The organism is Brevibacillus sp. TJ4 (assembly GCF_044627595.2).
In the GTDB taxonomy this organism is placed as follows: Bacteria; Bacillota; Bacilli; order Brevibacillales; family Brevibacillaceae; genus Brevibacillus.
Genome location: NZ_CP185865.1, coordinates 1,195,361 through 1,215,000, shown reverse-complemented (window position 1 = coordinate 1,215,000; position 19,640 = coordinate 1,195,361). Strand labels below are relative to the sequence as shown.

The window sequence follows — 19,640 nt, the reverse complement described above, 5'->3', positions numbered from 1 at the left end:
AATCATCTGCTTCTCCTCCCCCGAATTCAGGTGACTTGCTTGTTTCTAAGATCCGTCCTGCTCTAAAAAAGATCGGTAGCTTCTTCCCGCCGCTTTGTCGTGATTTCTTCGATCACAGTGCCCTGCACTGCCCGCTCCACCAGTCCATCCACATCCAGCGACTGCTCAAAGCGCTCTGCGACGTACGGCTTTGGTCGGGTAACCGGATTTTTCGGAGTAAAGATCGTACAACAATCCTCATACGGCAAAATGGACAGCTCGTACGTATCGATCTTGCGCGAGATTTCGGTGATCTCCGTCTTGTCCAAGGCCACGAGCGGACGCAGCAGCGGAATGGAAATCACTTTGTTGATCGTGTCCATGCTCTCCAGCGTCTGCGAGGCAACCTGCCCCAGACTCTCCCCGGTCGCAAGCGCTTTTGCCTTGGTCTGTTCGGCGATGCGTTCCGAGATGCGCATCATAAAGCGGCGCATGATCGTAATGAGGTAATCCTCCGGGCAATTTTCCCGTATCGCGGTCTGAATCTCCGTAAACGGAACGACGTGGAGGTTGATCGTCCCTCCCCACATGGCCAGCTTTTGCGCCAGGTCGCGGACCTTTTGCAGCGAGCGTTCACTCGTAAACGGATAGCTGTGAAAATGAATCGCCTCGAGAGTGACCCCGCGCTTCATCATCATCCAGCCAGCGACCGGGCTGTCGATTCCTCCGGAGAGCAAAAGCTGCACCTTGCCGCTCACGCCCACAGGCAACCCGCCCGGTCCGGGAATCGTTTCGCAGCTTACATACGTGCCCTCTGTACGGATTTCGAGATTGACGACTGCTTCCGGCTGATGCACATCGACCTTGATTTGCGGCAATGCCCGCAAAATATGCGTCCCGACCATCCGGTTCACTTCCATGGAAGGGATCGGATAGCGCTTGTCAGCCCGGCGCGTCTCGACACGAAACGTGCGCGGCTGCGGATTCATCTGCTGGATCAGGGACAAGGCTTTCTCCTTGATCGTCTCGATGTCCGGGTCTACCTGGATCGTCGGACTGAACGAGGCAATGCCAAACACACGCTTGAGCCGCTCCATTACTTCGTAGGCGTCCTCACCGTGCAGCTCCACGTACATCCGCCCGTAGTTGCGCCGCACCTTCACTTTGTAAAAGGAGCGCAGCACATTTTTCACATTGCGCGCCAGCGTCTCTTCAAACAGGTCACGGTTGCGTCCTTTCAATGCCAGCTCCCCGTACCGAATCAAAATCACATCGTAATTCATCTATATCTATGCTCCTATCTGGTTCCGCTTTTTTGTTTCATGTACGACCGCAATTGAGCTACGCACTCGCGCAGCGCAACCACAAATTGCCCGACCTGCTCCGCCGTATTTTCCCGTCCCAGGCTGACGCGCAGAGAGGATAACGCACAATCGCGGTCGATTCCGATCGAGGTCAGGACGCGGCTCGGTTCATCCGCCTTGGACGAGCAAGCCGATTTCGTCGAGATCAAAAAGCCCCGCTCTTCCAGTGCGTGGACCAGCACTTCGGCTTTCACGCCCGGCACTGACACGTTGAGAATATGGGGTGCCGTCCCCGTCTGCGGCGTATTGATGATACATCCCTCAATGTCCGCAATGCCCGCGCGCAACTGCTCGCGCAAACCTTCCAGACGGGTGTTTTCGGCAGCACCCAGCTCCTGCATCAGCCGGATCGCCTTGGCCATGCCCGCGATACCCGGCAGATTTTCCGTACCCGAGCGCACTCCGCTCTCCTGACCGCCGCCCATCAGCAACGGCTGGATAATCAAGCCCTCGCGCTTGTACAAAATCCCTACTCCGCGCGGTCCGTAAAATTTATGCGCAGACACGCTCAACAAATCAATCCCCGCTTCTTTGATAGAAAGCGGCACCTTGCCGACGCCCTGCACAGCGTCCACATGAAACAGAACCTTGGGGAACTGCTTCAGCCACTTTCCGATCTCGGCGACAGGCTGAATCGTGCCCAGTTCGTTATTCACGTGCATAACCGAGACGAGAATCGTATCGGGACGCATCGCCCGCTGCACATCTTCGAGGCTCACACGGCCTTCCCGATCAACCGGCACATACGTAACGGAAAATCCGAGCCCCTCCAGCTGCTTGCACACGTCGTAGACGGCGGGATGCTCGATCTGTGTCGTCACAATATGCTTTCCCCGTGTCTGATATTGCAGGGCAACGCCCTTGATCGCTGTATTGTTGCTCTCCGTTCCTCCAGAGGTAAAAATGATCTCACTGGGCTTGCAGCCGAGAAATTGCGCGGCAACCGCGCGCGCCTGCTTGATGACCTGCTCCGCTTCTACCCCTTTTTGATGCAAGGAGGACGGATTCCCGTAATACGCCTCCATCGCCCGCCTCACCGTCTCGATCACATCCGGGTGAGGTGGCGTCGTCGCGCTGTTATCAAAGTAAATCACCAGTCAACACCTTCCTGGGGCGCATGCTCCCTAAATCTATGCTCCATGATACCATGACTGATCGCTTTGTACCTAGAGCAGAACACGTGCCTTTTGCTTATTTTCCCCTACTTTTTTGCCGGAATAGCAGCATGCAGCCTGTTTCCACACTTTGCTCCCATGCAATTTTCGCATGAAAGCGCTATATCCAAAATTAGGCACTTTACAGCTTCTACGCACCAGCTTACAATAGTCTGTAAATTTAGAAAAAGACAGCAGGGAGAGTGCAGCGATGACGACCAAAGCCATGGAAGAAAAAATACACCAGATGGAAGCAGAATTAAAACGCCTGCAAGCCGAGCTTCGCAACATGAACAAAGAACAGGACAAGGCGCCCAAAACCAGCGAACGATCTGATGTTGCTTGTCTAAACGAAGTATACAACGGGTAATATATACGCCAAAAATGCAAAAGCGTGCAGTGTGGCTCTTCTGGCACACTGGCACGCTGTTTTTGTATCGACGAAGCGTCTTTTATTTATAAGGAATAGGACCGTTGAAGACACCAGAAAATACTTCCGTTGCAGGACCTGTCATAATGACGCGATTATCGCTCTCCCGCCACTCGATGAAAAGGTCCCCGCCCTCCAGATGGACGGTAACCTGACGATCGGTCTTGCCGCTCAAACAGGCAGCGACCACTGCAGCACATGCGCCCGTGCCGCAGGCGAGCGTTACGCCGGAACCGCGCTCCCAGACGCGAAACAAGATTTCTTGCCGATTTTCGATCTGAATAAACTCCACGTTCGTCCGCTCGGGGAACCATTCGTGGAACTCGATTTTTGGACCGTAATAACGCACTGTCTCGTCACTTAACTCGTCCATAAACAACACTGCATGCGGATTGCCCATTGAAACAGCCGACATCGTAAACGTCCGGTCCTCGACTTCGATCACTTCTTCCAGGGCGTACTCCTCGGGGATTCCCGTCATCGGTATTTCGGAGCGCTCCAGACGCGGCTCCCCCATGTCGATGCTGACCAGCTCTACCTTCCCATCCGCCCCGACCTGCACGACCGGTGTCACGATGCCGCCCAGCGTCTCCACCGTGAACGTCGTCTCTTTGGTCAAGCCATGGTCGTAGACGTACTTGCTCACACAGCGCAAGCCGTTCCCGCAGTTTTTGGCCTCGCTCCCATCGTTGTTGAACACCCGCATGCGAAAATCAGCTCGCGTAGAAGGAAGAATCAAAATCAGTCCGTCGCCGCCGATGCCAAAATTCCGATCGCTCACTCTGCGGGCCAATTCAGGCAAGTCTACGCGGCTCATGTTTTCTTCGAAACAATTCACGTATACGTAATCGTTGCCCAATCCATGCAATTTCGTAAATTTCATGCCCCTGCTCCTACTCCCTCTTTATTTATACATATATCGATTTGCTTATAATGACTATCTTAACACAAGTTCGGCGTGAGTGGGTAAAACGAATCATGTGATATACTACGGATGCAAACTTTCATGGAAAAAAGGAGATTGAACATGATGTATTCACAATTTCGCTACGCCCTGGGGACGATGAACAAGGCGAAGCGTGCTGCAGTATTCCAGGCAACCGGCGTGGAACCGGAATGCTGTCAGGTTCCATCAGGCGTCGCGGATCAGCCGATGTCCGAGGAAGAGACAATCCGGGGAGCGATCAACCGCGCCAAGGCCGCCTTGGACCAGCTGCCGCACTGCCAGATCGGGCTCGGGCTGGAGGGCGGGCTCGCTTTTGAAGAGACCTTTACCGGACAGTGGTACCTGATCTCCATATGCGCTGCCTGGGATGGCGAGCGATTGTTTTTGGGAAAAGGGCTTGGCTTTCCCGTCCCGCAACAGGCGGTACAGCGAATCGTCCAGGAAGGAATCGCTCTTGGCAGCGTCATCGACGAGTGGAGCGGCACCACTGGCAGCAATCAGCAGGGAGGAGCGTACGGCTTGTTGACACAGGATCGCGTCCGCCGCGCAGACGTGTTTTGCCAGGCGGTGCTGGCTGCGACTACACCGTTTGTCTCCAATCTGTACAAATAAAGAGGAAAAAGGGGCATCCCTTTGTCCGGCAGTACATGGACGTCGGGAATACCCCTTTTTCGGGAAGGGATCGGCTGGTTAGCGGGCCGTAAAGAACGGGTAGATGAGCAGGGCGCCCACAATGGCAATAGCCCCGATAATCATCGCCCAGGCCCCAAGAGTTTTCGCATTGCGGCGATACGCCATGTAGCCAAGCACGATCCCTACGGCTCCCAACAGGTACGGCCACAGAAACAAGGACAGGATGGACAAGACCAGTCCTGTTACCCCGACACCGGACGTGCCGTTTTCCGGGCGTTCCCTTCTTTCTTCACGGTCAGCCGATTGACGCAGCGAGTAGTGAGGTGGCTCGGCAACCTCGGCAGAAGCCTCCACCCGGTCGTCACCGAGCGCGTCGTCGACACCCGGATTATACCCTCGATCTACTGCCTCCAAACGGCCTGGTACCGTATTGACAGGCTGTCCTGTCACTTCCGCTTCCTCACCTACCAGTTCGCCCGTGTAGCGATTCGTCCGGCTGTTCGAATCGTACCCGTTGCCTTTTTCCGGCGTGGTCCCCTCTGTATTGAACACAGCGCGGGTCCACGTATCCGCAGCAAATTCCGTATCCTCCAGATTTGCCCTCTCGGAAAAACCGGTCTCTTCCTCGCGCTTCGCAGTCATACGTTCGTCTTGGTCCGTCATGGCATGCTCAGCCCCTTTTTTGGAAAAGGATTTGTTGGTGAAGGAAGTAGCTTTAGTCTCTGCCTTGGGTGTACAATTTAAACTGGAGGCGAGAGGATGAAAGCGACGAAGACCCCAATCATTGGCATAGATATTGACGGTACTGTAACTTCACCCAGCAGTATTGTCCCTTTGATGAATGAATGCTTTGGAAAAGATTTGCGCTATGAGGATTGCTACGAATACAATTTAGCGAATGTTTACAAGATTACTGACGAGGAATTTGCAGACTGGCTGGACAAGTACGGCGAACGGCTGTACGACGAAGCACCAGTCCACGGTACGGCTGACCAAGTGTTGCGGCACTGGTTTTCGCTGTACAAGCTGGTCTACATCAGCGCACGGGAGGAGCGGCATATTCAGGTGACGGAAAACTGGTTCCGCCGCCACGACATCCCCCATCACGCCATCGATCTGGTCGGCACCCATGACAAACTGGCAGCAGCACAGAAATGGCAAGTCGATCTCTTCCTGGAAGACAGGCTGGAAAACGCCTTGCAGTTGTCCACAGAACTGGGAATTCCGGTATTTCTGTTCGACACACCGTACAACCAGGGCAGCCTGCCGGATCTCATCCACCGGGTCACGAGCTGGGATGAGGTGCGGGATAAGGTAAAGCTGTTGTTCCCTGAACAGACTTTCGTGTAACACGGCAATTGAAAAGGCGTATCTGCACCGCCTTCATGCGGGAGATACGCCTTTTTTCCAGGCAATTGCTATTTTTGTGCAGACTTTCTCGGCTTGAACGTCAGACAACAGGTCTCGGACGACGTGGAAGCCTTGTCCTTGTGATGAGTGTCCGTATCGTCTCCCCCGCCGTATTCACCGGCAAACTCCACGGACAGATTTTGCCTTGCATGCGCGTCGATCTCCACGAGGATTTCTTCCGCGGCACATTTGTTTCCCTGCTCCCAGAACGTACAGTTGGATACACTGCAATTGACTTGTGGCATGCGTAATCACCCCCTTGGGGCTATCCTTCACATTATGCCGAGCGGTTATACTTTTCCGGCGGGAGCCATTACCCGGTGGAACTAGCAAGCGATACCACCATAAAGAAAGGAGATAATCACGATGATCTCTCCCCGCATCGTCGTCATTACCGGCGCTTCCGGCGGTTTGGGACAAGCGCTGGCCCGACTGCACCTCGGAAAAGGAGATGTGGTCATCATCGCCAGCCGGCGTTTTGTCCCGGCGGATCTGTACGGCCACGAGCGGCACATCCGCGAACGGTTGCACCACTATTCCCTGGACGTCACGGACAGGGAGGCAATCGGGCAGTTTGCCGATTGGGTCCGGTCCCGGTTTGGCCGCTGCGATCTGCTGTACAACAACGCAGGCACAGCCTCCTTCAAGCCGTTTGCAGAGATGAGCGCGGACGAGCTGGAAGCGACCTTGCAGACCAATATCGCCGGCGTCCTCTATACGACACGGGCTTTTTTGCCGATGATGCTGGAGCGAGGGCACGGACATATCGTCAATATTGCTTCACTGGCGGGAATTGTCGCGACAGCGAAAGCATCGGTCTACGCGGCGAGCAAGGCGGCTGTGATCCGTTTTTCCGAAGGCTTGCGGCATGAACTGGCGGGGACGGGAATCGTCGTCACCTGTGTCATGCCCGGTCCGATCGACACGCCTTTTCTCGATCACGCCGATCAGACGGGCGCATACCGCGGCAAGGTAAGCCGCTATTTGCTGGACCCGGAACAGACAGCAGCGAAAATTGGCGAAGCAGTCGAAAACAAACAGCCGGAGCTGGCGCTGCCCAAATCGCTGGGCACCCTTTCGCTGCTCTACACGGTCTTGCCCTATCGGCTCAGGCAGCTCTTCGCTCCGTTACTCAACCGGAAGTGAAGGCGCTTGTTCTACCCCCCGCAAGAGGAAAAAAGCCAGCAGTCCCACCGCCATACAGGCGAAAGAACCAAGCATGAACAACCCTGAAACGCCAACGTACGGAATCAACAAGCCGGACACTGCTGCTCCCGCCGGCATGCCTGTTCCGGTAATCGTGCGAATACTGGTCAAGACTCGCCCCAGCAGTTCGTCGGGCACCTGCCTTTGCAAATAGCTGCGGTACAGGATGTTGTACGGTGAAAAGCTGAGACCGGCAATCCCCATCGCGACAAGCGCGATGTCCAGTCGCGTAAACAGGGCGAGCGGCAGTGTCGCAAGTCCCCAGATGACAATAATTGCTGCCAATGTCGTTCCGGTCGGAATTTTCCACGGGACGGCAGCAAACAGCATCGATCCGAGCAGCGCTCCGACTGCAAGGGAAGACCAGAGCAGCCCCAGACCTTCCGCGCCAACGCGCAGATCCTCGTTGGCGTACAAGGGCAGCGCCACCTCGAACGGCCCGTACGCCATATTGAAGAAAAACGTAAAGAAAATGAGCACAAGCATCTGCTTGCGGCCGAACACAAACCGGTAGCCAAAGCGGATGTCGCCAAGCAGCTCGCGCATGTATATGCCAAAGGACGGTTGCTGCTCCCCCGCTTTTTTCTGTAATCGATCCGGTACTTGTCCGGGCAGGCGGGAAAAACAGATTGCGCACAGCAAAAAGCCGAGAGCATCCAGCAGCAGGACATGGGCAAAGCCCAGCCACCCGATCAACACACCTGCTGCTGCCGGACCGACCAAGTAGACCATCTGCCACTGCGTCTCCATGACAGCATTTGCCTTTGTCAGCAAATGTCGCTCCGAGACAAGTGTCGGCAGCATCGTTTGCGCTCCTGCCGAACTGAGCGGCGACAGCATCCCGGCTAGCACGACGAGCACGTATATGACAAACAAAGGGACCGTCTCCATTTGCAGCAGGATAAACAAAACGGCGAAAATCGTTGCGCGCAGCACGTTGTCGATGACGATGAGCCGTCTTCGTTCGTAGCGATCGAGCAACACCCCCGCGACCAGGCCAGCAAACACCGCCGGCAGCGTGTAGGCGAGGATTATTCCACCCATCGCTGCCGGAGAGTTCGTCCGCAGCATAATCCCCCAGCTAAGCGCCATCCAGCCCATCTGATCGCCCAGCCCGGACAGGAACAACCCCAGCCAGTACCAGCGAAACGATCGTTTCCGCCACAGTTCCTTCATGTACTACCCTTCTTTCTGCTTCCTGTCTGTTTCCACACATTGTATGTAACTTTTTATACTTTTTCAATGATTAAGTTTTCAAAATAAAAAGAAAGAAACTGGAAAAATTGCTCTTGCCTGCACACGAGATTTACTGTTACAATACGTTCAAATAAAATTGAACGTATTGCTATGATCGTACGTTTAGCTATTTCAAAAAGGAGTTGTTCCCTGTGAAGCGCTACCTCGTGATCGAAACACTGGACCAGTTGAAAGCTATCAGCGATTCTCTGCGGCTGGACATTATGAACCGGCTGGTGCAGGCAGAGTACACCGGCAAGCAGTTGGCTACACTGCTCTCACTCTCTCCTTCCAAGGTCCACTACCATCTGAAGGAATTGGAGCAGTATGGCTTTGTCCATGTAGTCCGGACGGAAGAAAAAAACGGCATCGTGCAAAAATTTTTCCGCGCTGTCGCTTACGATTTCAAAGTCAGCGATGATTTGCTCCCGTCCCTGCAAGAAGATACTTTGCTGCTGCAGGAAGTCATGCTCAATCATTTGCGCAGCGGCATCACCCGCTTGTACAGCGCCCCGGAAGAATCGTTTTTGCAGTTTGCCGACAAGAGCAAAAGACCACCAGCGATTGCGGTCAGCTCGGAGATTGCAGCCCCGCGTGAAGAAATTCAGCAGTGGCTGGAAAAATACAAGCTGCTGCTCGATGAATTGGGAGAAATCGAAAAGCGGTATGATGCCCGGGTGCAGGCTGGCGAGGCGGAAGCGTTGGAAGAAAACTTTTACATGGTAAGCGTCGGGTTTATGACCAACGAGCGCTACTACGTCGCAACAGACGAAACATTGCCGGACGGCTACGAGCATCCGCCCAGCGACTACAAGCATTGGTCCGACAAATTCGTCGTAAAGCGAAAACAAGGAGGGGATCCGGAATATGACAAATAAGCCGGAGATGACAATGTCACTTTGGCGCAACCAGAGCTTTGCGCGGCTTTGGTGCGGCACGATCCTGTCTGCCTTGGCGGATGGCGCATTTATGATTCTGCTTTCCTGGTATATCGTCGATGTGACGGGTTCGGAAGCGATGCTCGGGACGACGCTCGTTTGTTTTGCCGTTCCCCGCGTGCTGTTCATGCTGGTCGGCGGAGTCGCGGCCGACCGCTGGAGCCGCAAATGGATTTTGTTTTCCTCGATGGCGGTGCGCGGTTTGATTCTGCTTTTTTTCAGTGCGGTCATGCTGACGGATACGGGCGGATGGCTTGCATATACCACGTACGCGACCGCCTTTTTGTTTGGTACGGTCGACGCCTTTTTCTGGCCGGCGCGCAGTTCGATCCTGCCCTCGCTGATTCCGCGCGAGCAACTGCCCGCAGCGACGAGCATGATGGAGATTTCCCAACAGTTCAGCATGGTCTGCGGCCCGCTTGCTGCCGCGCTGCTGATGCGCACGCAATCGTACCCGCTGATGTTCGCCGCACTGGCTCTGTCCTTTTTTGCCGGGGCGGTCTCCCTCTTCGCCCTGCGGCTGCGGACAGCTCCCGAATCAGCACAAGCCTCCCCTGCCAAAACGCAGCAGCCAACAGCCTTTTTGCAAGACATTCTGAGCGGAGTACGCTACTCGTTTTCCGTTCCCATCCTGTGCATTTTCCTCGGTACTACCCTGATGATCAACATGGTGTTTTCCGGACCGATCAACATGGGCCTTCCGCTGCTGGTCAAGGACTTGGACTGGAAAGGCACCGATTACAGCACGCTGGGCATGATGATGGGCATCGGCATGATCGCGGGAGGCGCCATCGCCGGCTTTTTCAAGGCATTCCGGGGAAAATTCATGCTGCTTCCCTTCCTGCTCTGCCTCGCCGGTTCGGCGACAAGCTCCCTGTACTTCATGGAGCATATGATGTTCGGCATGGTCGCCATGACCGTACTCGGCCTGATGATCAGCATGACCAATGTTCCCATAATTACCTATATTCAGAGCATCGTCCCCGGTCATTTGCTGGGTAGGGTGATGTCACTGATCTCGCTGATGTCTATCGGCATGGGACCGGTCAGCTACTCCCTTTGCTCGCTTTTATTGGTAAACAAATGGATCACTCCGGCCTTTTTGATGCTCGCAGGGGGAATTGCGATGAGTCTGTTTTCGCTCAGCTTGTACTTGTTCCGCGAGTTTCGGCGGGCTGAACAGCATCCCGATTGGACCGGGAAGACGAGTTCGGAGGCAAAGCAGTATACGCCCTTGTCATCCTAAGGCTTCCGAAAAATGCGAAACGACGCACCGTAGCAGCCTGTTGACTGCCTGTGCGTCGTTTTTTGCATTGCTTTGCTCCGGTTGGCTGGCGAAGCTGCCGGTGGTTGGTTACGGCCGGAAATTGGATGAGCGGATCACGTATTTGCCTACCGCCTGGTGATTGAGTTCGTAGCCAATACCCGGCCCATCCGGCACAGCGAGCTTGCCGGGCGCGATCAGTTCGATGCTTGGCGTGGTGATGTCTTCGTCCCAGTAACGGCTGGCCGCTGCGGTGTCTCCCGGGATCGTGAAGTTGGGCAGGGACGTAATCGCCACGTTGTGCGCACGTCCTACGCCTGCTTCCAGCATGCCGCCGCACCAGACGGGAATTCCATGGGCCTGGCAAAGGTCGTGCATCTCCTTTGCTTCCGCCAGTCCGCCGACCCGACCGATCTTGATGTTGATAATTTTACAGCTTCCCAGTTCAATCGCTTTGCGGGCGTCCTCCACCGTGTGGATGCTTTCGTCCAGGCAGATCGGTGTGCTCATCTCCGCCTGCAGCTTGGCGTGGTCGATGATGTCATCGTGGGCCAACGGCTGCTCGACCATGATCAGCCCGTACTGGTCCAGCTCTTTCAACAGATCGATATGCGCCAGCGTATAGGCCGAATTGGCATCCGCCATCAGGGGAACATCGTCGCCAAAGCGTTTGCGAATTCCTTCCACGACCTTCACATCAAAACCCGGCTTGATTTTGACCTTGATTTTTTTATACCCCTGTTCGAGAGCTAGTCCCACTTTTTCCAAAACGTCATCTACAGACGGCTCAATCCCGATACTGATACCCACGTCGATTTCCGTCTTGTCACCTCCGAGCGCCTTGGCAAGCGAAATCCCTTTTTGCTTGCAGTACAAATCCCAAAACGCGCCCTCCAGAGCCGACTTGGCCATGTTGTTCCGGCGGATCGGCGCAAAGAGCTCACGTACCTCGTCCGGAGTTTGAGGCTGTGCGCTGAGCAGACGGGGGATCAAGAACTGCTCCAAAATTCCCCATACTGTATCCGTCGTCTCTTCATTATAGAGAGGATCTGGCATGGCAACACTTTCTCCGTACCCGACTACGCCATCTCCATATACGCTAACCAGGATAAAATCCTTCATCTGTGTACTGCCAAAGCTGGTCTCGAAGCGAAAACGCATCGGCATGTTCAGGCGTTGCAGTTCTACACGCTCAATTTTCACCATGAACTCGTCCCTTCTAAAATGTAGTCATACGGAAATTGTACTTTATATTGTGCCGAATATTCAAATATTTTTGTCGAACATAGTCTGTTTTTGTCTTTTCATCCCATGAAAAAAAGAACTGCCTCAGTCCCGTTCAGACTGGAGGCAGCCCCTTTTTAACCAATCGTTATGACGTTTTCCACTTCGCCAGCTCAGCCGGGAACTTGTCGTTCAACACCTTGATGTAGGTGCCCTTCATACCGAGCGAGCGTGATTCGAGAACACCAGCGCTGGCCAGTTTGCGCAGCGCATTGACGATGACCGAGCGCGTAAGCCCCGCCTGATCGGCCAACTGGCTGGCGACGAGCAGCCCTTCTTTGGCGTCCAATTGCTCCATGATTTTTTCGATGGCGATCTGCTCGCTGTAGGAGAGCGAAGAAAGGGCGATCTTGGCGAAGGTTTTGTCGCGAACCTCGTTTTCAATCTGCTCGGTACGCTGACGCACAATCTTCATGCCGATCACCGTCGCGCCGATTTCACCGAGAATCAGATCCTCCGTCTCAAACAAGCCATAGGCGCGAAGCAATACCAGTGTCCCCAGACGGCTGCCTCCCGCGCTGATCGGTACGACAGTCGTCATCATTTGCGGAAATACGGAGCGAAGCTCGTTTGGCACCATGCTGTACGGGCTGTGAATCGGTTCGTTGGCCATCGTCTGATTGACCTCCAGAAGCCTGCTGTTCATCTCCTCCAACAGCACATTGCCTTTGCGCTCATCCTGATTGAGTGAAAACTCCTGGTGCATTCCGCTGCCCAGAATCGTTCCGTCGGCGGTAATGATGTAGACGTTGGCCATGATAACATCGGACAGCAGCCTCGCCAAATCCTGATAGCCGACGCCACTTCCTCCCATCGTTTTTTGCAACATTACATTAATTTTTCTTGTTTTTTCCAATAAATTCATCAATGATTTTCCTCCTTGGATTCTCTGATGCTCTCAGTATTGTCAGAAAAATCCAGGTATATACATCATAATCGAAACATTGGAAATGAAAGTTCCGACGAAAAAAACTGCCCGCTTGGCAAACAGGCAGTTTTCGTTTTCATACTATTACCGGATTTGCGAAAGAATGAGTCGTTCAATGTGATGAGCGATTTCGCTGGTAGAACGCGACAGATCGGCGTTGTCCAGACGAAAACGGACGTAACGCTCATCGAGGTTAAAGGCTTCCTCCAACACACCCAGGAAGCCGCGCGCCCGTTTGTCCACTTCCAGCAAAATCTCCAGGCCGTCTGCCCCGAGGAAAAAGATCGCTTCCAGTTCCTCGATCCGGCTGCGCAATGGTCCGACCGGACGGAACTCGAACTCCTGGACGAACGGATACACGCGACCCAGACGGCGGTTGTGCTCGCAATCCACCTTGTACAATTGGAACCCGATGGACTGAATCGCATCAAGCACCTTGCTCATCAGCGGATGGGGACGAACCTCGATAAAGTCGGAATCGCCCGGGTCGAGTGCATTTTTGATGTCGAGTCCAGTCCGCAGGTATACCGGTTGGCGTCCCATCGTAAGCGGCGTCTCGTACGGAAGTGTAAAAGAAAATGGCAGAACGACATGCTCTTTAGGCGCAAGCGAAATTCTTTCACTCAGGCGGTACTTGAGCAGGGTACATTCTTCCTTCACTTTCTTGTCCTGGTGCTCCCGCTCGTAATGGGTAATCACGTACATATAAATTTCGTCGATATCCTGGGCCACGTCGCCGCCGGTAATGTGGACCTCTCCTTTTACCAGATCGCCCGGAACAAAGCTGTCCTCTTCCATACGGGCGTCGACTTGTGCTGATCCGATGCCGACACTCGCCAGCATTTTCTTAAACAATGACATATCCAAAACTCTCCTTTTCCCGTATTCCATACTCAATGCGGATTCGATTGAATATACGGCTCAAGAAAAAGAAAGTTTCGTGCCACCTTGTTCCACGCTTCTTCTTTCTTTACTTCAGCCGTTACGAACAAATGAAGGGTGCGACCGATGACGACTGTCCTGACCCGCACCTCCGCCATCGTTCCGTCGGAGAGCACGTACTCACGCCGCCGCAGCATCTCGTGCAGCACCTGGTGCACCTCGGCCACCTGCTCAATTTTCTTTTCTTTCAGCGAGGCGAGGTCTTTCTCCATCTGTTCGACGACCTGAACCTCGATGGTCGGATGCGGTTTGGGATCGAGTACAGAGACGCGGATTTCCTCAATTATGGCCTCCTGCTTTTTCCGCGAGTCGTTTTGGCTTTGCTTGAGGCTCTGGTTTTCCTCGTACAGCTTTTTGTTTTGCATCTCCATGCTTTTGGTCAACAGCATCATTTCTTCCATCTCGCGGCCGTACACGAACAAAATCGTTGCACCGCCGATCAGACTGCCAATGACAAACATGGATATGTAGCCTTTCCATACCTTTCCGCTCATGAGCGCACCTGAATCAGCCACTGGACACAGATCGTCCCGATATGCGCGCCCCAGAAGGCGACTATGATCATCACCAGTTGTTTTACGACAGGCGAAAAATTCCCGACCAGTATTTTTTCTATTTGCAAAAACGAGTCAAACGTGCCTCCCAGCGCTCCTACGATTCCCCAGATTTTCAACTGATCTGCCAGTTGGTCCATCGACAAAAGCGGAGGTTTCGCGGTCAGAAACGATCCCAGTCCCCCGGAAAGAGAGCCACCCAAGACAATGCCAAAAGCGACGAAAAAGGTTAGCACAAACTGCGCCATCATTGCTTCACCTCCAGATTGTCCTGCGTATGGTACATCCCTACGCAGCTTGACCGGCAATTATGATGACCCCGGGCGAAAAACTGCGCATCGCGGGCAGCAAAAAAGGGACGGCCACCCGCCTCCTTTCAGGTTTGCCGTCCCCGTCTGTTCCGCCTTCTGGCGATTCTGCCGAGCTTTTTTTCGATCAGTGGTGAATTTGTCGCGAGGTAGTCCATGAACAGATTGACCATTTTCGGATTGCGCATAAGCTGCGAAAACACGTCGGGATTTTTTTGAAACCACTGGTCGTTCTGCCGGACCCACTCCTTGAAGCCCTCATTGGACTTGTAGTAGTTGCTCAATCCGCGAATACGCCGGTATGGGCTCATTTCAATCTACCCTTTCATCGAAAAATATGGAGAGGAGAAAGATAATGACAACGATCCAGATCACAACCTCAAGATCCTGGTTGAAATAACCTTTCATCTTCGTCCTCCTTTCGCAAGACTAGAACCTCTCCTTGTTTCCTCAGCCCCACGCCTTCCTAGCATAGGTATATGTCGAAAACAGCCCGTTGGATTGGATAGCTGCCTGTTTCCCCGATTTTCCACGCGTACCCAAGGCGATGCATAGAGTGACTCCTGTTCCATCCATACTACGTGAGAGATGAACAGAGAGGAGACGATCATGGAAGTCTCGACAGGTTCGCTGTGGCGCAACAAATCGTACATCCAGCTATTGGTTCTCGTTTTTTTCATGCATCTGGCCACCTATCTGGTCATCCCCGTTTTCCCGGTGCTTATGCAAAAGGTACGGATGCTCTCACTCTCTCAGGTAGGTCTTGTCCTCGGAGCGGGCAGCATCGCTTCTCTGGCAGGGAGCCTGCTCGGCGGCCCCTTGTCCGACCGCTTTGGACGGCGTCTCATCATCGTCTGGGGGGCGATTTTGCAAGGGGTCGCCATGACCGGTTACCATTTTTCCGACAGCTTTCTGCTGTTTTTGCTGGCTTCTTCGCTAAACGGCCTGGGCGCAGGGCTGCTGGCACCTACACTGAAAGCGCTGATTGCCGACAGGGTCACGTCAGCCCAGCGTACCGCCGCTTTCTCCTGGCGGGGAATTGCCGCCCATGCGGCGATCATTGTTGCCGGTTTGACCATTACATGGTTGACCTCGATGAACAGACAGCCCTTTCTCATCTCTGCACTCGTGTTCGGTATCCTCGCGGTGTTCACGCTGCTGCGCCTGCCCGCTGATCGCCTTTTGGCCAGACCCAACGAGCGGCGACGACCGTTAAGCGAGTACAGACGCATCGTAAGCCATCGCAGCTACCTGTTTTTTTCCGGGATCATGCTGCTCGTCTGGGCGCTCTACGGACAGTTCGCTCTCGTGCTGCCGCTGCGCGGGGAGCACGTACTGCATACAGCGACGATGATCGGTCTGATCTGGACGATCAACTCTTCGAGCGTCGTGTTGTTCCAGGGGTTGATCTCCCGCTTCGTCCTGCAACGAATCAATCCGTACCTATCGCTGACGATCGGCATCCTCTTTATCGGCAGCGGGTTGACTGTACTCGGCTGGGCGGATCACTTTTTTACGCTAAGCGGTGCGGGGCTGCTGTTTATTTTGGGCGAAATGCTGATGATGCCCGTACAAGACACCCTGGTCGTCCATTTTTCCCGGACAGAGTTGCTGGGAGCGTATTTTGGCTTCTCCAATTTCGTTGCGGGCATCGGTACAGCCCTGGGGACGAGCATCGGCGGCACGATGGTGGAGAAGCTGGGCGGAGTCGGCAGCAAAGGCCCGTGGATCACCTACGGACTGGCCACACTGTTCTTGGTGGCAGTGCTCGGCCTGTTTGCCCTCTACGCCATGCCTCGCCACGGCAAGGGAACTCCTGTCCCGGACAAGCCTCCGACCCGTCTGGGGAACCGGGCAGGCGCACGCTAGCACACGAATTCCATTGCAGCCGCCTACATACAGGAAGAAAGGAGGCAGACTCGTGAAAGAAGACAAGCAAAACCGTTCCGCTGGGACTCTCCACCAGGAGGAAAACCACCAGCCAAAATCGGTTCAAAATGATGCACCTGGCTACGGCGACAAAAAGCTGGAGGGACCGAACCGTCCGTCCACCTGATCGTTTGCGCACGCACCAAAAAAGCCGCGTTGCTCCTGGATGACGGAGCAACACGGCTTTTTGCTTACCTGTTACGGAATCGGGACGAGCTTGTACGGCAGAGAGAAATCGGACAGCCTGGCCAGAAACTTTTCAGCGCTCTTCTCGTCAGGCGCAATCAATTGCAAGTAGCGGCTGTAGTAAAATACGACTCGATCCGCCTCTCCCTCTTTCATCCGGTAATGCGGAAGCTGGGCAATATCGGTCATATTGTAGAAGAAGGCGTATTTCTCCTCCGTGAACTCCGTTTCAAAAAAGCGGCTGATGACGATGCCGTTTTCCTGATTCTCTCGCATGTTTTCCTGGGTGCCGCCCAATGAGCGCAGGATCTCTGCTGCTCGACGCGCTCCCAGCTTTTCTGCGAGCATGCTGTCGTTGTACTCGACCAGCAGCCGGTCCAAGCGCTCGTGCACCGCTTCCATCATCGACATCAGCACTTTGCGCACAGCCAGGTTTTCTGTCGCAAACTGGTTGTCAAACACATTGAATTCAAAAGATGTGGCCTCGTCGATTTGACGTGTGTAGAGCAAGACCGCATTCATGGCAAGCCACTCCTCTTCTATCCTCTCTCAAATACGTATTACGCTTCTATTATCACGTACCCGAACTGCGAGATGCAACCAACATGTCGGTTTTTAGCAGGAATCAGCGAACCCTGTCCCGAATGAAGGAATACATAAGACCATGTACAGCGGGAGGAATCACGGCATGACGATTACGTTTCGAGCATTGACAACGACACAAGATCTGGAGCAGCTACCGAAAATAGAATCGACTGTGTGGGCTGGCGAGGCACCCATTCCGCTTCAACTGACACTCACTTTTGCCAAATTCGGCGGCATCTTTCTTGGCGCGTTTGACGATGATACCATGATCGGTTTTTTGTACAGCTTTCCCGGCTATACCGACGGGCAACCGCATCTTTGCTCGCATATGATGGGCTTTTTGCCGGAATACCGAAAGCAAGGTCTGGGCGTGCAGATGAAATGGCTGCAGCTTGACGAGGCGATCCGCCGCCAGCACAGCAAAATCACCTGGACGTACGATCCGCTGGAGAGCGTGAACGGCTTTCTGAATATTGCCAAACTGGGCGGTGTCGTTCGCACCTACCTGCCCAACTGCTACGGCGAGATGAACGATGTCTTCAATCGCGGCTTGCCTACGGACCGTTTTCTCGTCGAGTGGTTTATCGACAGCGAGCGGGTGAAAAGCTATCGGGAGGGAGTCCCCTACACCTGTGACACGGCCGGGGCTCCTTCCCTGCTCCACTACAAGCTCGTGGGTGATCTCCCGCATCCGACCGGGATCGTGGACAGCGAGCAGGAACCTGTACTGCTCATCCCTGTGCCGGCTCATTTCCAGAAAGTCAAGCAGGCTGACTTCGGAGCTGCGACCGCATGGCGCGAGATGACGAGCGAAGTATTCCAGGCCCGCATTGCCCAAGGGTACATCGTCACCAATCTGCTCCGCGATTCCGACGTGGTCCATTACGTCCTCGAAAAACAGCCGCTTGCGACTGTACTGGAGCGTCGCTGAGCAACAGGCAGACGACTGCTGACGTATGGTACAATGGGAGCGAAATGAAGACCCTAGCAAAAAAGGACGATTGCGACAGATGAACCATACAGCCTACGACTACGATGTACTGATTATCGGCGGGGGAACAGCCGGCTTGATGGCGGCGATTGCAGCATCCGCCAAAAACACCCGTGTCTGCCTGGTGGAAAAAGGCGGCAAACTGGGACGCAAGCTGATTATATCCGGCGGCGGCAGATGCAATGTGACGAACGCCAAGGAACTGGACGAACTGATCAAGCAAATGCCGGGGAACGGCAGGTTTATGTATAGTGCCCTGTCCCAGTTTGGCAACCGGGAGATTATTCGCTTTTTCGAAGACTTGGGTGTGGCCTTGAAGGAAGAAGACCGCGGCCGGATGTTTCCCGTCACCGACAAGGCAGTGACGGTAGCCCAGGCGCTGATTGACAAAATCAAAGAGCAGGGAGTCGAGATTCGCCTGCACACATCTGTGGAGAAAGTGCTGTATCAGGACGGGAGAGTAGCCGGCATCCGGTTGCGTACCGGGGATACGCTGACCGCTCCGTGTGTGGTGATTGCCGTCGGCGGCTGTTCTGTGCCGCAGACCGGTTCGACAGGCGACGGCTACGCCTGGGCTCGGGAAGCCGGGCACACCATCACCGATTTGTACCCGACCGAAGTACCGCTCGTCGCCGACGATCCGTTTATCCGCGACAAATCACTGCAAGGGCTGTCCTTGCGCGAGATCGAGATGACGCTGTTCGCTCCGAACGGCAAAAAGATCAACACGCAGGAAGGCGACATGATCTTCACGCACTTTGGCCTTTCTGGTCCCGCTGCCCTGCGAATGGGACATTACGTATCGACCGCGCGAAAAAAGTACGGCGACATCCCGCTCTCTCTGATCCTCGATCTGATGCCTGACAAATCGGTTGACGAGATTGCAGCCGAAAGCTGGCGCATGCTCGAGGAAAACCCGAAAAAAGCGGTGAAAAACGTACTGAGGGGCTATCTCCCGGAACGGATGATTCCGCTCCTGCTCTCCCACTCCCGGATTGCCGAGGATACGACCCTTAGCCATATGCGCAAGCAGGATTGGGCGCTGCTGGCCAAACAGATCAAAGCGTTCCCGCTGACGATCACCGGGACTCTGTCACTGGAAGAAGCGTTTATCACCGGAGGGGGCGTCAGTGTGAAGGAAATCGATCCGCGCACGATGCAATCCAAGCTGATGCCTGGGCTCTTTTTCGCTGGCGAGGTGATGGATGTCCACGCCCATACAGGCGGGTACAACATAACCATCGCCTTTTCTTCCGGTCATGCTGCAGGCACCAGCAGTGCGCAGCTCGCCTTGGAAATGGGGAGTTTGACCAGGTAGGTACCCCCGTCCGTTCCACCCTATCCAATCCCCTGCTTCCGCTGTCCAGCCCGTT

General features: G+C 54.4%; 24 protein-coding genes (1 of these 24 cut by a window edge). 10 read left to right on the top strand and 14 right to left on the bottom strand.

The window, feature by feature from the left end; genetic code table 11:
- The 3 genes in view from ACAF76_RS05655 to ACAF76_RS05645 are tightly spaced (at most 56 nt apart) and all read right to left on the bottom strand, a layout consistent with a single transcriptional unit that may run on beyond the window.
- Window positions 1-6: the start of a fumarylacetoacetate hydrolase family protein gene (locus ACAF76_RS05655; protein WP_421617662.1), read on the bottom strand. Its footprint begins 771 nt before the window's first position; only the first 6 of its 777 coding nucleotides appear in the window; its start codon is at window positions 4-6; the stop codon falls past the left edge of the window.
- Window positions 7-62: 56 nt separating this feature from the next.
- Window positions 63-1,262 carry a tRNA uracil 4-sulfurtransferase ThiI gene (gene thiI / locus ACAF76_RS05650; RefSeq protein ID WP_421617661.1) on the bottom strand — a complete coding sequence of 400 codons (1,200 nt, stop codon included), beginning with the start codon at window positions 1,260-1,262 and terminating at the stop codon, window positions 63-65.
- A 14-nt stretch (window positions 1,263-1,276) separates the two neighbouring features.
- Complete coding sequence (locus ACAF76_RS05645; RefSeq protein ID WP_421617660.1) at window positions 1,277-2,437, bottom strand: cysteine desulfurase family protein; 1,161 nt, start codon at window positions 2,435-2,437, stop codon at window positions 1,277-1,279.
- A gap of 271 nt (window positions 2,438-2,708) precedes the next feature.
- Here ACAF76_RS05645 and ACAF76_RS05640 point away from each other — a divergent pair, with 271 nt between their 5' ends.
- Window positions 2,709-2,867 (top strand): hypothetical protein, encoded by a 159-nt coding sequence (locus ACAF76_RS05640; RefSeq protein ID WP_421617659.1) that lies wholly within the window; start codon window positions 2,709-2,711, stop codon window positions 2,865-2,867.
- Window positions 2,868-2,949: 82 nt separating this feature from the next.
- On the opposite strand, the gene dapF is transcribed toward ACAF76_RS05640, so the two are convergent.
- A complete protein-coding gene (gene dapF / locus ACAF76_RS05635; RefSeq protein WP_421617658.1) occupies window positions 2,950-3,810 on the bottom strand; it encodes a diaminopimelate epimerase in 861 nt (286 codons plus the stop codon).
- Between the two features lie 144 nt (window positions 3,811-3,954).
- Between dapF and ACAF76_RS05630 the strand changes: the two genes are divergently transcribed.
- Complete coding sequence (locus ACAF76_RS05630) at window positions 3,955-4,485, top strand: DUF84 family protein (RefSeq protein WP_421617657.1); 531 nt, start codon at window positions 3,955-3,957, stop codon at window positions 4,483-4,485.
- Window positions 4,486-4,563: 78 nt separating this feature from the next.
- Here the strand turns inward: ACAF76_RS05630 and ACAF76_RS05625 are convergent, their stop codons facing one another.
- A complete protein-coding gene (locus ACAF76_RS05625) occupies window positions 4,564-5,169 on the bottom strand; it encodes a DUF456 domain-containing protein (protein WP_421617656.1) in 606 nt (201 codons plus the stop codon).
- A 96-nt stretch (window positions 5,170-5,265) separates the two neighbouring features.
- Here ACAF76_RS05625 and ACAF76_RS05620 point away from each other — a divergent pair, with 96 nt between their 5' ends.
- Window positions 5,266-5,856 (top strand): 5' nucleotidase, NT5C type, encoded by a 591-nt coding sequence (locus tag ACAF76_RS05620; protein WP_421617655.1) that lies wholly within the window; start codon window positions 5,266-5,268, stop codon window positions 5,854-5,856.
- 68 nt (window positions 5,857-5,924) lie between these two features.
- On the opposite strand, the gene ACAF76_RS05615 is transcribed toward ACAF76_RS05620, so the two are convergent.
- Window positions 5,925-6,161: a DUF1540 domain-containing protein gene (locus ACAF76_RS05615; RefSeq protein WP_421617654.1), complete on the bottom strand. Its 237-nt coding sequence runs from the start codon at window positions 6,159-6,161 to the stop codon at window positions 5,925-5,927.
- Between the two features lie 121 nt (window positions 6,162-6,282).
- On the opposite strand from ACAF76_RS05615, the gene ACAF76_RS05610 reads away from it, so the two are divergent.
- A complete protein-coding gene (locus ACAF76_RS05610; RefSeq protein WP_421617653.1) occupies window positions 6,283-7,062 on the top strand; it encodes an SDR family NAD(P)-dependent oxidoreductase in 780 nt (259 codons plus the stop codon).
- On the opposite strand, the gene ACAF76_RS05605 is transcribed toward ACAF76_RS05610, so the two are convergent.
- Window positions 7,045-8,298 (bottom strand): MFS transporter, encoded by a 1,254-nt coding sequence (locus tag ACAF76_RS05605; RefSeq protein ID WP_421617652.1) that lies wholly within the window; start codon window positions 8,296-8,298, stop codon window positions 7,045-7,047. The genes ACAF76_RS05610 and ACAF76_RS05605 overlap by 18 nt on opposite strands.
- Window positions 8,299-8,510: 212 nt before the next feature.
- Between ACAF76_RS05605 and ACAF76_RS05600 the strand changes: the two genes are divergently transcribed.
- Together ACAF76_RS05600 and ACAF76_RS05595 are read left to right on the top strand one after the other, a co-directional pair.
- Entirely contained in the window at window positions 8,511-9,236 is a 726-nt protein-coding gene (locus ACAF76_RS05600) for an ArsR/SmtB family transcription factor (RefSeq protein WP_421617651.1), read from the top strand.
- Entirely contained in the window at window positions 9,226-10,542 is a 1,317-nt protein-coding gene (locus tag ACAF76_RS05595) for an MFS transporter (RefSeq protein WP_421617650.1), read from the top strand. Before ACAF76_RS05600 ends, ACAF76_RS05595 begins: the two co-directional genes overlap by 11 nt.
- A 108-nt stretch (window positions 10,543-10,650) precedes the next feature.
- Here the strand turns inward: ACAF76_RS05595 and menC are convergent, their stop codons facing one another.
- From menC to ACAF76_RS05565, 6 genes are all read right to left on the bottom strand, one after another.
- On the bottom strand, window positions 10,651-11,763 hold the full coding sequence (menC, locus tag ACAF76_RS05590) for an o-succinylbenzoate synthase (RefSeq protein ID WP_421617900.1): 1,113 nt from the start codon (window positions 11,761-11,763) through the stop codon (window positions 10,651-10,653).
- Window positions 11,764-11,932: 169 nt separating this feature from the next.
- The gene (gene codY, locus ACAF76_RS05585) at window positions 11,933-12,709 is read right to left on the bottom strand and encodes a GTP-sensing pleiotropic transcriptional regulator CodY (RefSeq protein WP_421617649.1); all 777 of its coding nucleotides are present in this window, start codon (window positions 12,707-12,709) and stop codon (window positions 11,933-11,935) included.
- Window positions 12,710-12,856: 147 nt separating this feature from the next.
- Window positions 12,857-13,633 (bottom strand): sporulation protein, encoded by a 777-nt coding sequence (locus tag ACAF76_RS05580; RefSeq protein WP_421617648.1) that lies wholly within the window; start codon window positions 13,631-13,633, stop codon window positions 12,857-12,859.
- A 32-nt stretch (window positions 13,634-13,665) separates the two neighbouring features.
- Window positions 13,666-14,208: a hypothetical protein gene (locus ACAF76_RS05575; protein WP_421617647.1), complete on the bottom strand. Its 543-nt coding sequence runs from the start codon at window positions 14,206-14,208 to the stop codon at window positions 13,666-13,668.
- On the bottom strand, window positions 14,205-14,516 hold the full coding sequence (locus ACAF76_RS05570; protein WP_421617899.1) for a YtrH family sporulation protein: 312 nt from the start codon (window positions 14,514-14,516) through the stop codon (window positions 14,205-14,207). The genes ACAF76_RS05575 and ACAF76_RS05570 overlap by 4 nt, the downstream gene beginning before the upstream one ends.
- Before the next feature lie 128 nt (window positions 14,517-14,644).
- Window positions 14,645-14,887, bottom strand: coding sequence for a hypothetical protein (locus ACAF76_RS05565; protein WP_421617646.1), 243 nt, complete (start codon window positions 14,885-14,887; stop codon window positions 14,645-14,647).
- Between the two features lie 298 nt (window positions 14,888-15,185).
- On the opposite strand from ACAF76_RS05565, the gene ACAF76_RS05560 reads away from it, so the two are divergent.
- Window positions 15,186-16,445 (top strand): MFS transporter, encoded by a 1,260-nt coding sequence (locus ACAF76_RS05560; protein ID WP_421617645.1) that lies wholly within the window; start codon window positions 15,186-15,188, stop codon window positions 16,443-16,445.
- A gap of 52 nt (window positions 16,446-16,497) precedes the next feature.
- Window positions 16,498-16,632, top strand: coding sequence for a hypothetical protein (locus tag ACAF76_RS05555; protein WP_421617644.1), 135 nt, complete (start codon window positions 16,498-16,500; stop codon window positions 16,630-16,632).
- Window positions 16,633-16,703: 71 nt separating this feature from the next.
- On the opposite strand, the gene ACAF76_RS05550 is transcribed toward ACAF76_RS05555, so the two are convergent.
- Window positions 16,704-17,213, bottom strand: coding sequence for a hypothetical protein (locus ACAF76_RS05550; RefSeq protein ID WP_421617643.1), 510 nt, complete (start codon window positions 17,211-17,213; stop codon window positions 16,704-16,706).
- A 166-nt stretch (window positions 17,214-17,379) separates the two neighbouring features.
- On the opposite strand from ACAF76_RS05550, the gene ACAF76_RS05545 reads away from it, so the two are divergent.
- Window positions 17,380-18,207, top strand: a complete 828-nt coding sequence (locus tag ACAF76_RS05545; RefSeq protein ID WP_421617642.1) for a GNAT family N-acetyltransferase — start codon at window positions 17,380-17,382, stop codon at window positions 18,205-18,207.
- 79 nt (window positions 18,208-18,286) lie between these two features.
- Complete coding sequence (locus ACAF76_RS05540) at window positions 18,287-19,585, top strand: NAD(P)/FAD-dependent oxidoreductase (RefSeq protein WP_421617641.1); 1,299 nt, start codon at window positions 18,287-18,289, stop codon at window positions 19,583-19,585.
- Window positions 19,586-19,640: the final 55 nt, after the last annotated feature.

What these genes read in the sequence shown, in the direction of transcription:
- ACAF76_RS05550 (WP_421617643.1), bottom strand. Translation starts at nt 17,213, where the DNA reads ATGAATGCGGTCTTGCTCTACACACGTCAAATCGACGAGGCCACATCT.
- ACAF76_RS05580 (WP_421617648.1), bottom strand. Translation starts at nt 13,633, where the DNA reads ATGTCATTGTTTAAGAAAATGCTGGCGAGTGTCGGCATCGGATCAGCA.
- ACAF76_RS05575 (WP_421617647.1), bottom strand. Translation starts at nt 14,208, where the DNA reads ATGAGCGGAAAGGTATGGAAAGGCTACATATCCATGTTTGTCATTGGC.
- codY (WP_421617649.1), bottom strand. Translation starts at nt 12,709, where the DNA reads ATGAATTTATTGGAAAAAACAAGAAAAATTAATGTAATGTTGCAAAAA.
- ACAF76_RS05615 (WP_421617654.1), bottom strand. Translation starts at nt 6,161, where the DNA reads ATGCCACAAGTCAATTGCAGTGTATCCAACTGTACGTTCTGGGAGCAG.
- ACAF76_RS05640 (WP_421617659.1), top strand. Translation starts at nt 2,709, where the DNA reads ATGACGACCAAAGCCATGGAAGAAAAAATACACCAGATGGAAGCAGAA.
- ACAF76_RS05570 (WP_421617899.1), bottom strand. Translation starts at nt 14,516, where the DNA reads ATGGCGCAGTTTGTGCTAACCTTTTTCGTCGCTTTTGGCATTGTCTTG.
- ACAF76_RS05605 (WP_421617652.1), bottom strand. Translation starts at nt 8,298, where the DNA reads ATGAAGGAACTGTGGCGGAAACGATCGTTTCGCTGGTACTGGCTGGGG.
- ACAF76_RS05620 (WP_421617655.1), top strand. Translation starts at nt 5,266, where the DNA reads ATGAAAGCGACGAAGACCCCAATCATTGGCATAGATATTGACGGTACT.
- thiI (WP_421617661.1), bottom strand. Translation starts at nt 1,262, where the DNA reads ATGAATTACGATGTGATTTTGATTCGGTACGGGGAGCTGGCATTGAAA.
- ACAF76_RS05565 (WP_421617646.1), bottom strand. Translation starts at nt 14,887, where the DNA reads ATGAGCCCATACCGGCGTATTCGCGGATTGAGCAACTACTACAAGTCC.
- ACAF76_RS05595 (WP_421617650.1), top strand. Translation starts at nt 9,226, where the DNA reads ATGACAAATAAGCCGGAGATGACAATGTCACTTTGGCGCAACCAGAGC.
- dapF (WP_421617658.1), bottom strand. Translation starts at nt 3,810, where the DNA reads ATGAAATTTACGAAATTGCATGGATTGGGCAACGATTACGTATACGTG.
- ACAF76_RS05540 (WP_421617641.1), top strand. Translation starts at nt 18,287, where the DNA reads ATGAACCATACAGCCTACGACTACGATGTACTGATTATCGGCGGGGGA.
- ACAF76_RS05610 (WP_421617653.1), top strand. Translation starts at nt 6,283, where the DNA reads ATGATCTCTCCCCGCATCGTCGTCATTACCGGCGCTTCCGGCGGTTTG.
- ACAF76_RS05625 (WP_421617656.1), bottom strand. Translation starts at nt 5,169, where the DNA reads ATGACGGACCAAGACGAACGTATGACTGCGAAGCGCGAGGAAGAGACC.
- ACAF76_RS05560 (WP_421617645.1), top strand. Translation starts at nt 15,186, where the DNA reads ATGGAAGTCTCGACAGGTTCGCTGTGGCGCAACAAATCGTACATCCAG.
- ACAF76_RS05545 (WP_421617642.1), top strand. Translation starts at nt 17,380, where the DNA reads ATGACGATTACGTTTCGAGCATTGACAACGACACAAGATCTGGAGCAG.
- ACAF76_RS05630 (WP_421617657.1), top strand. Translation starts at nt 3,955, where the DNA reads ATGATGTATTCACAATTTCGCTACGCCCTGGGGACGATGAACAAGGCG.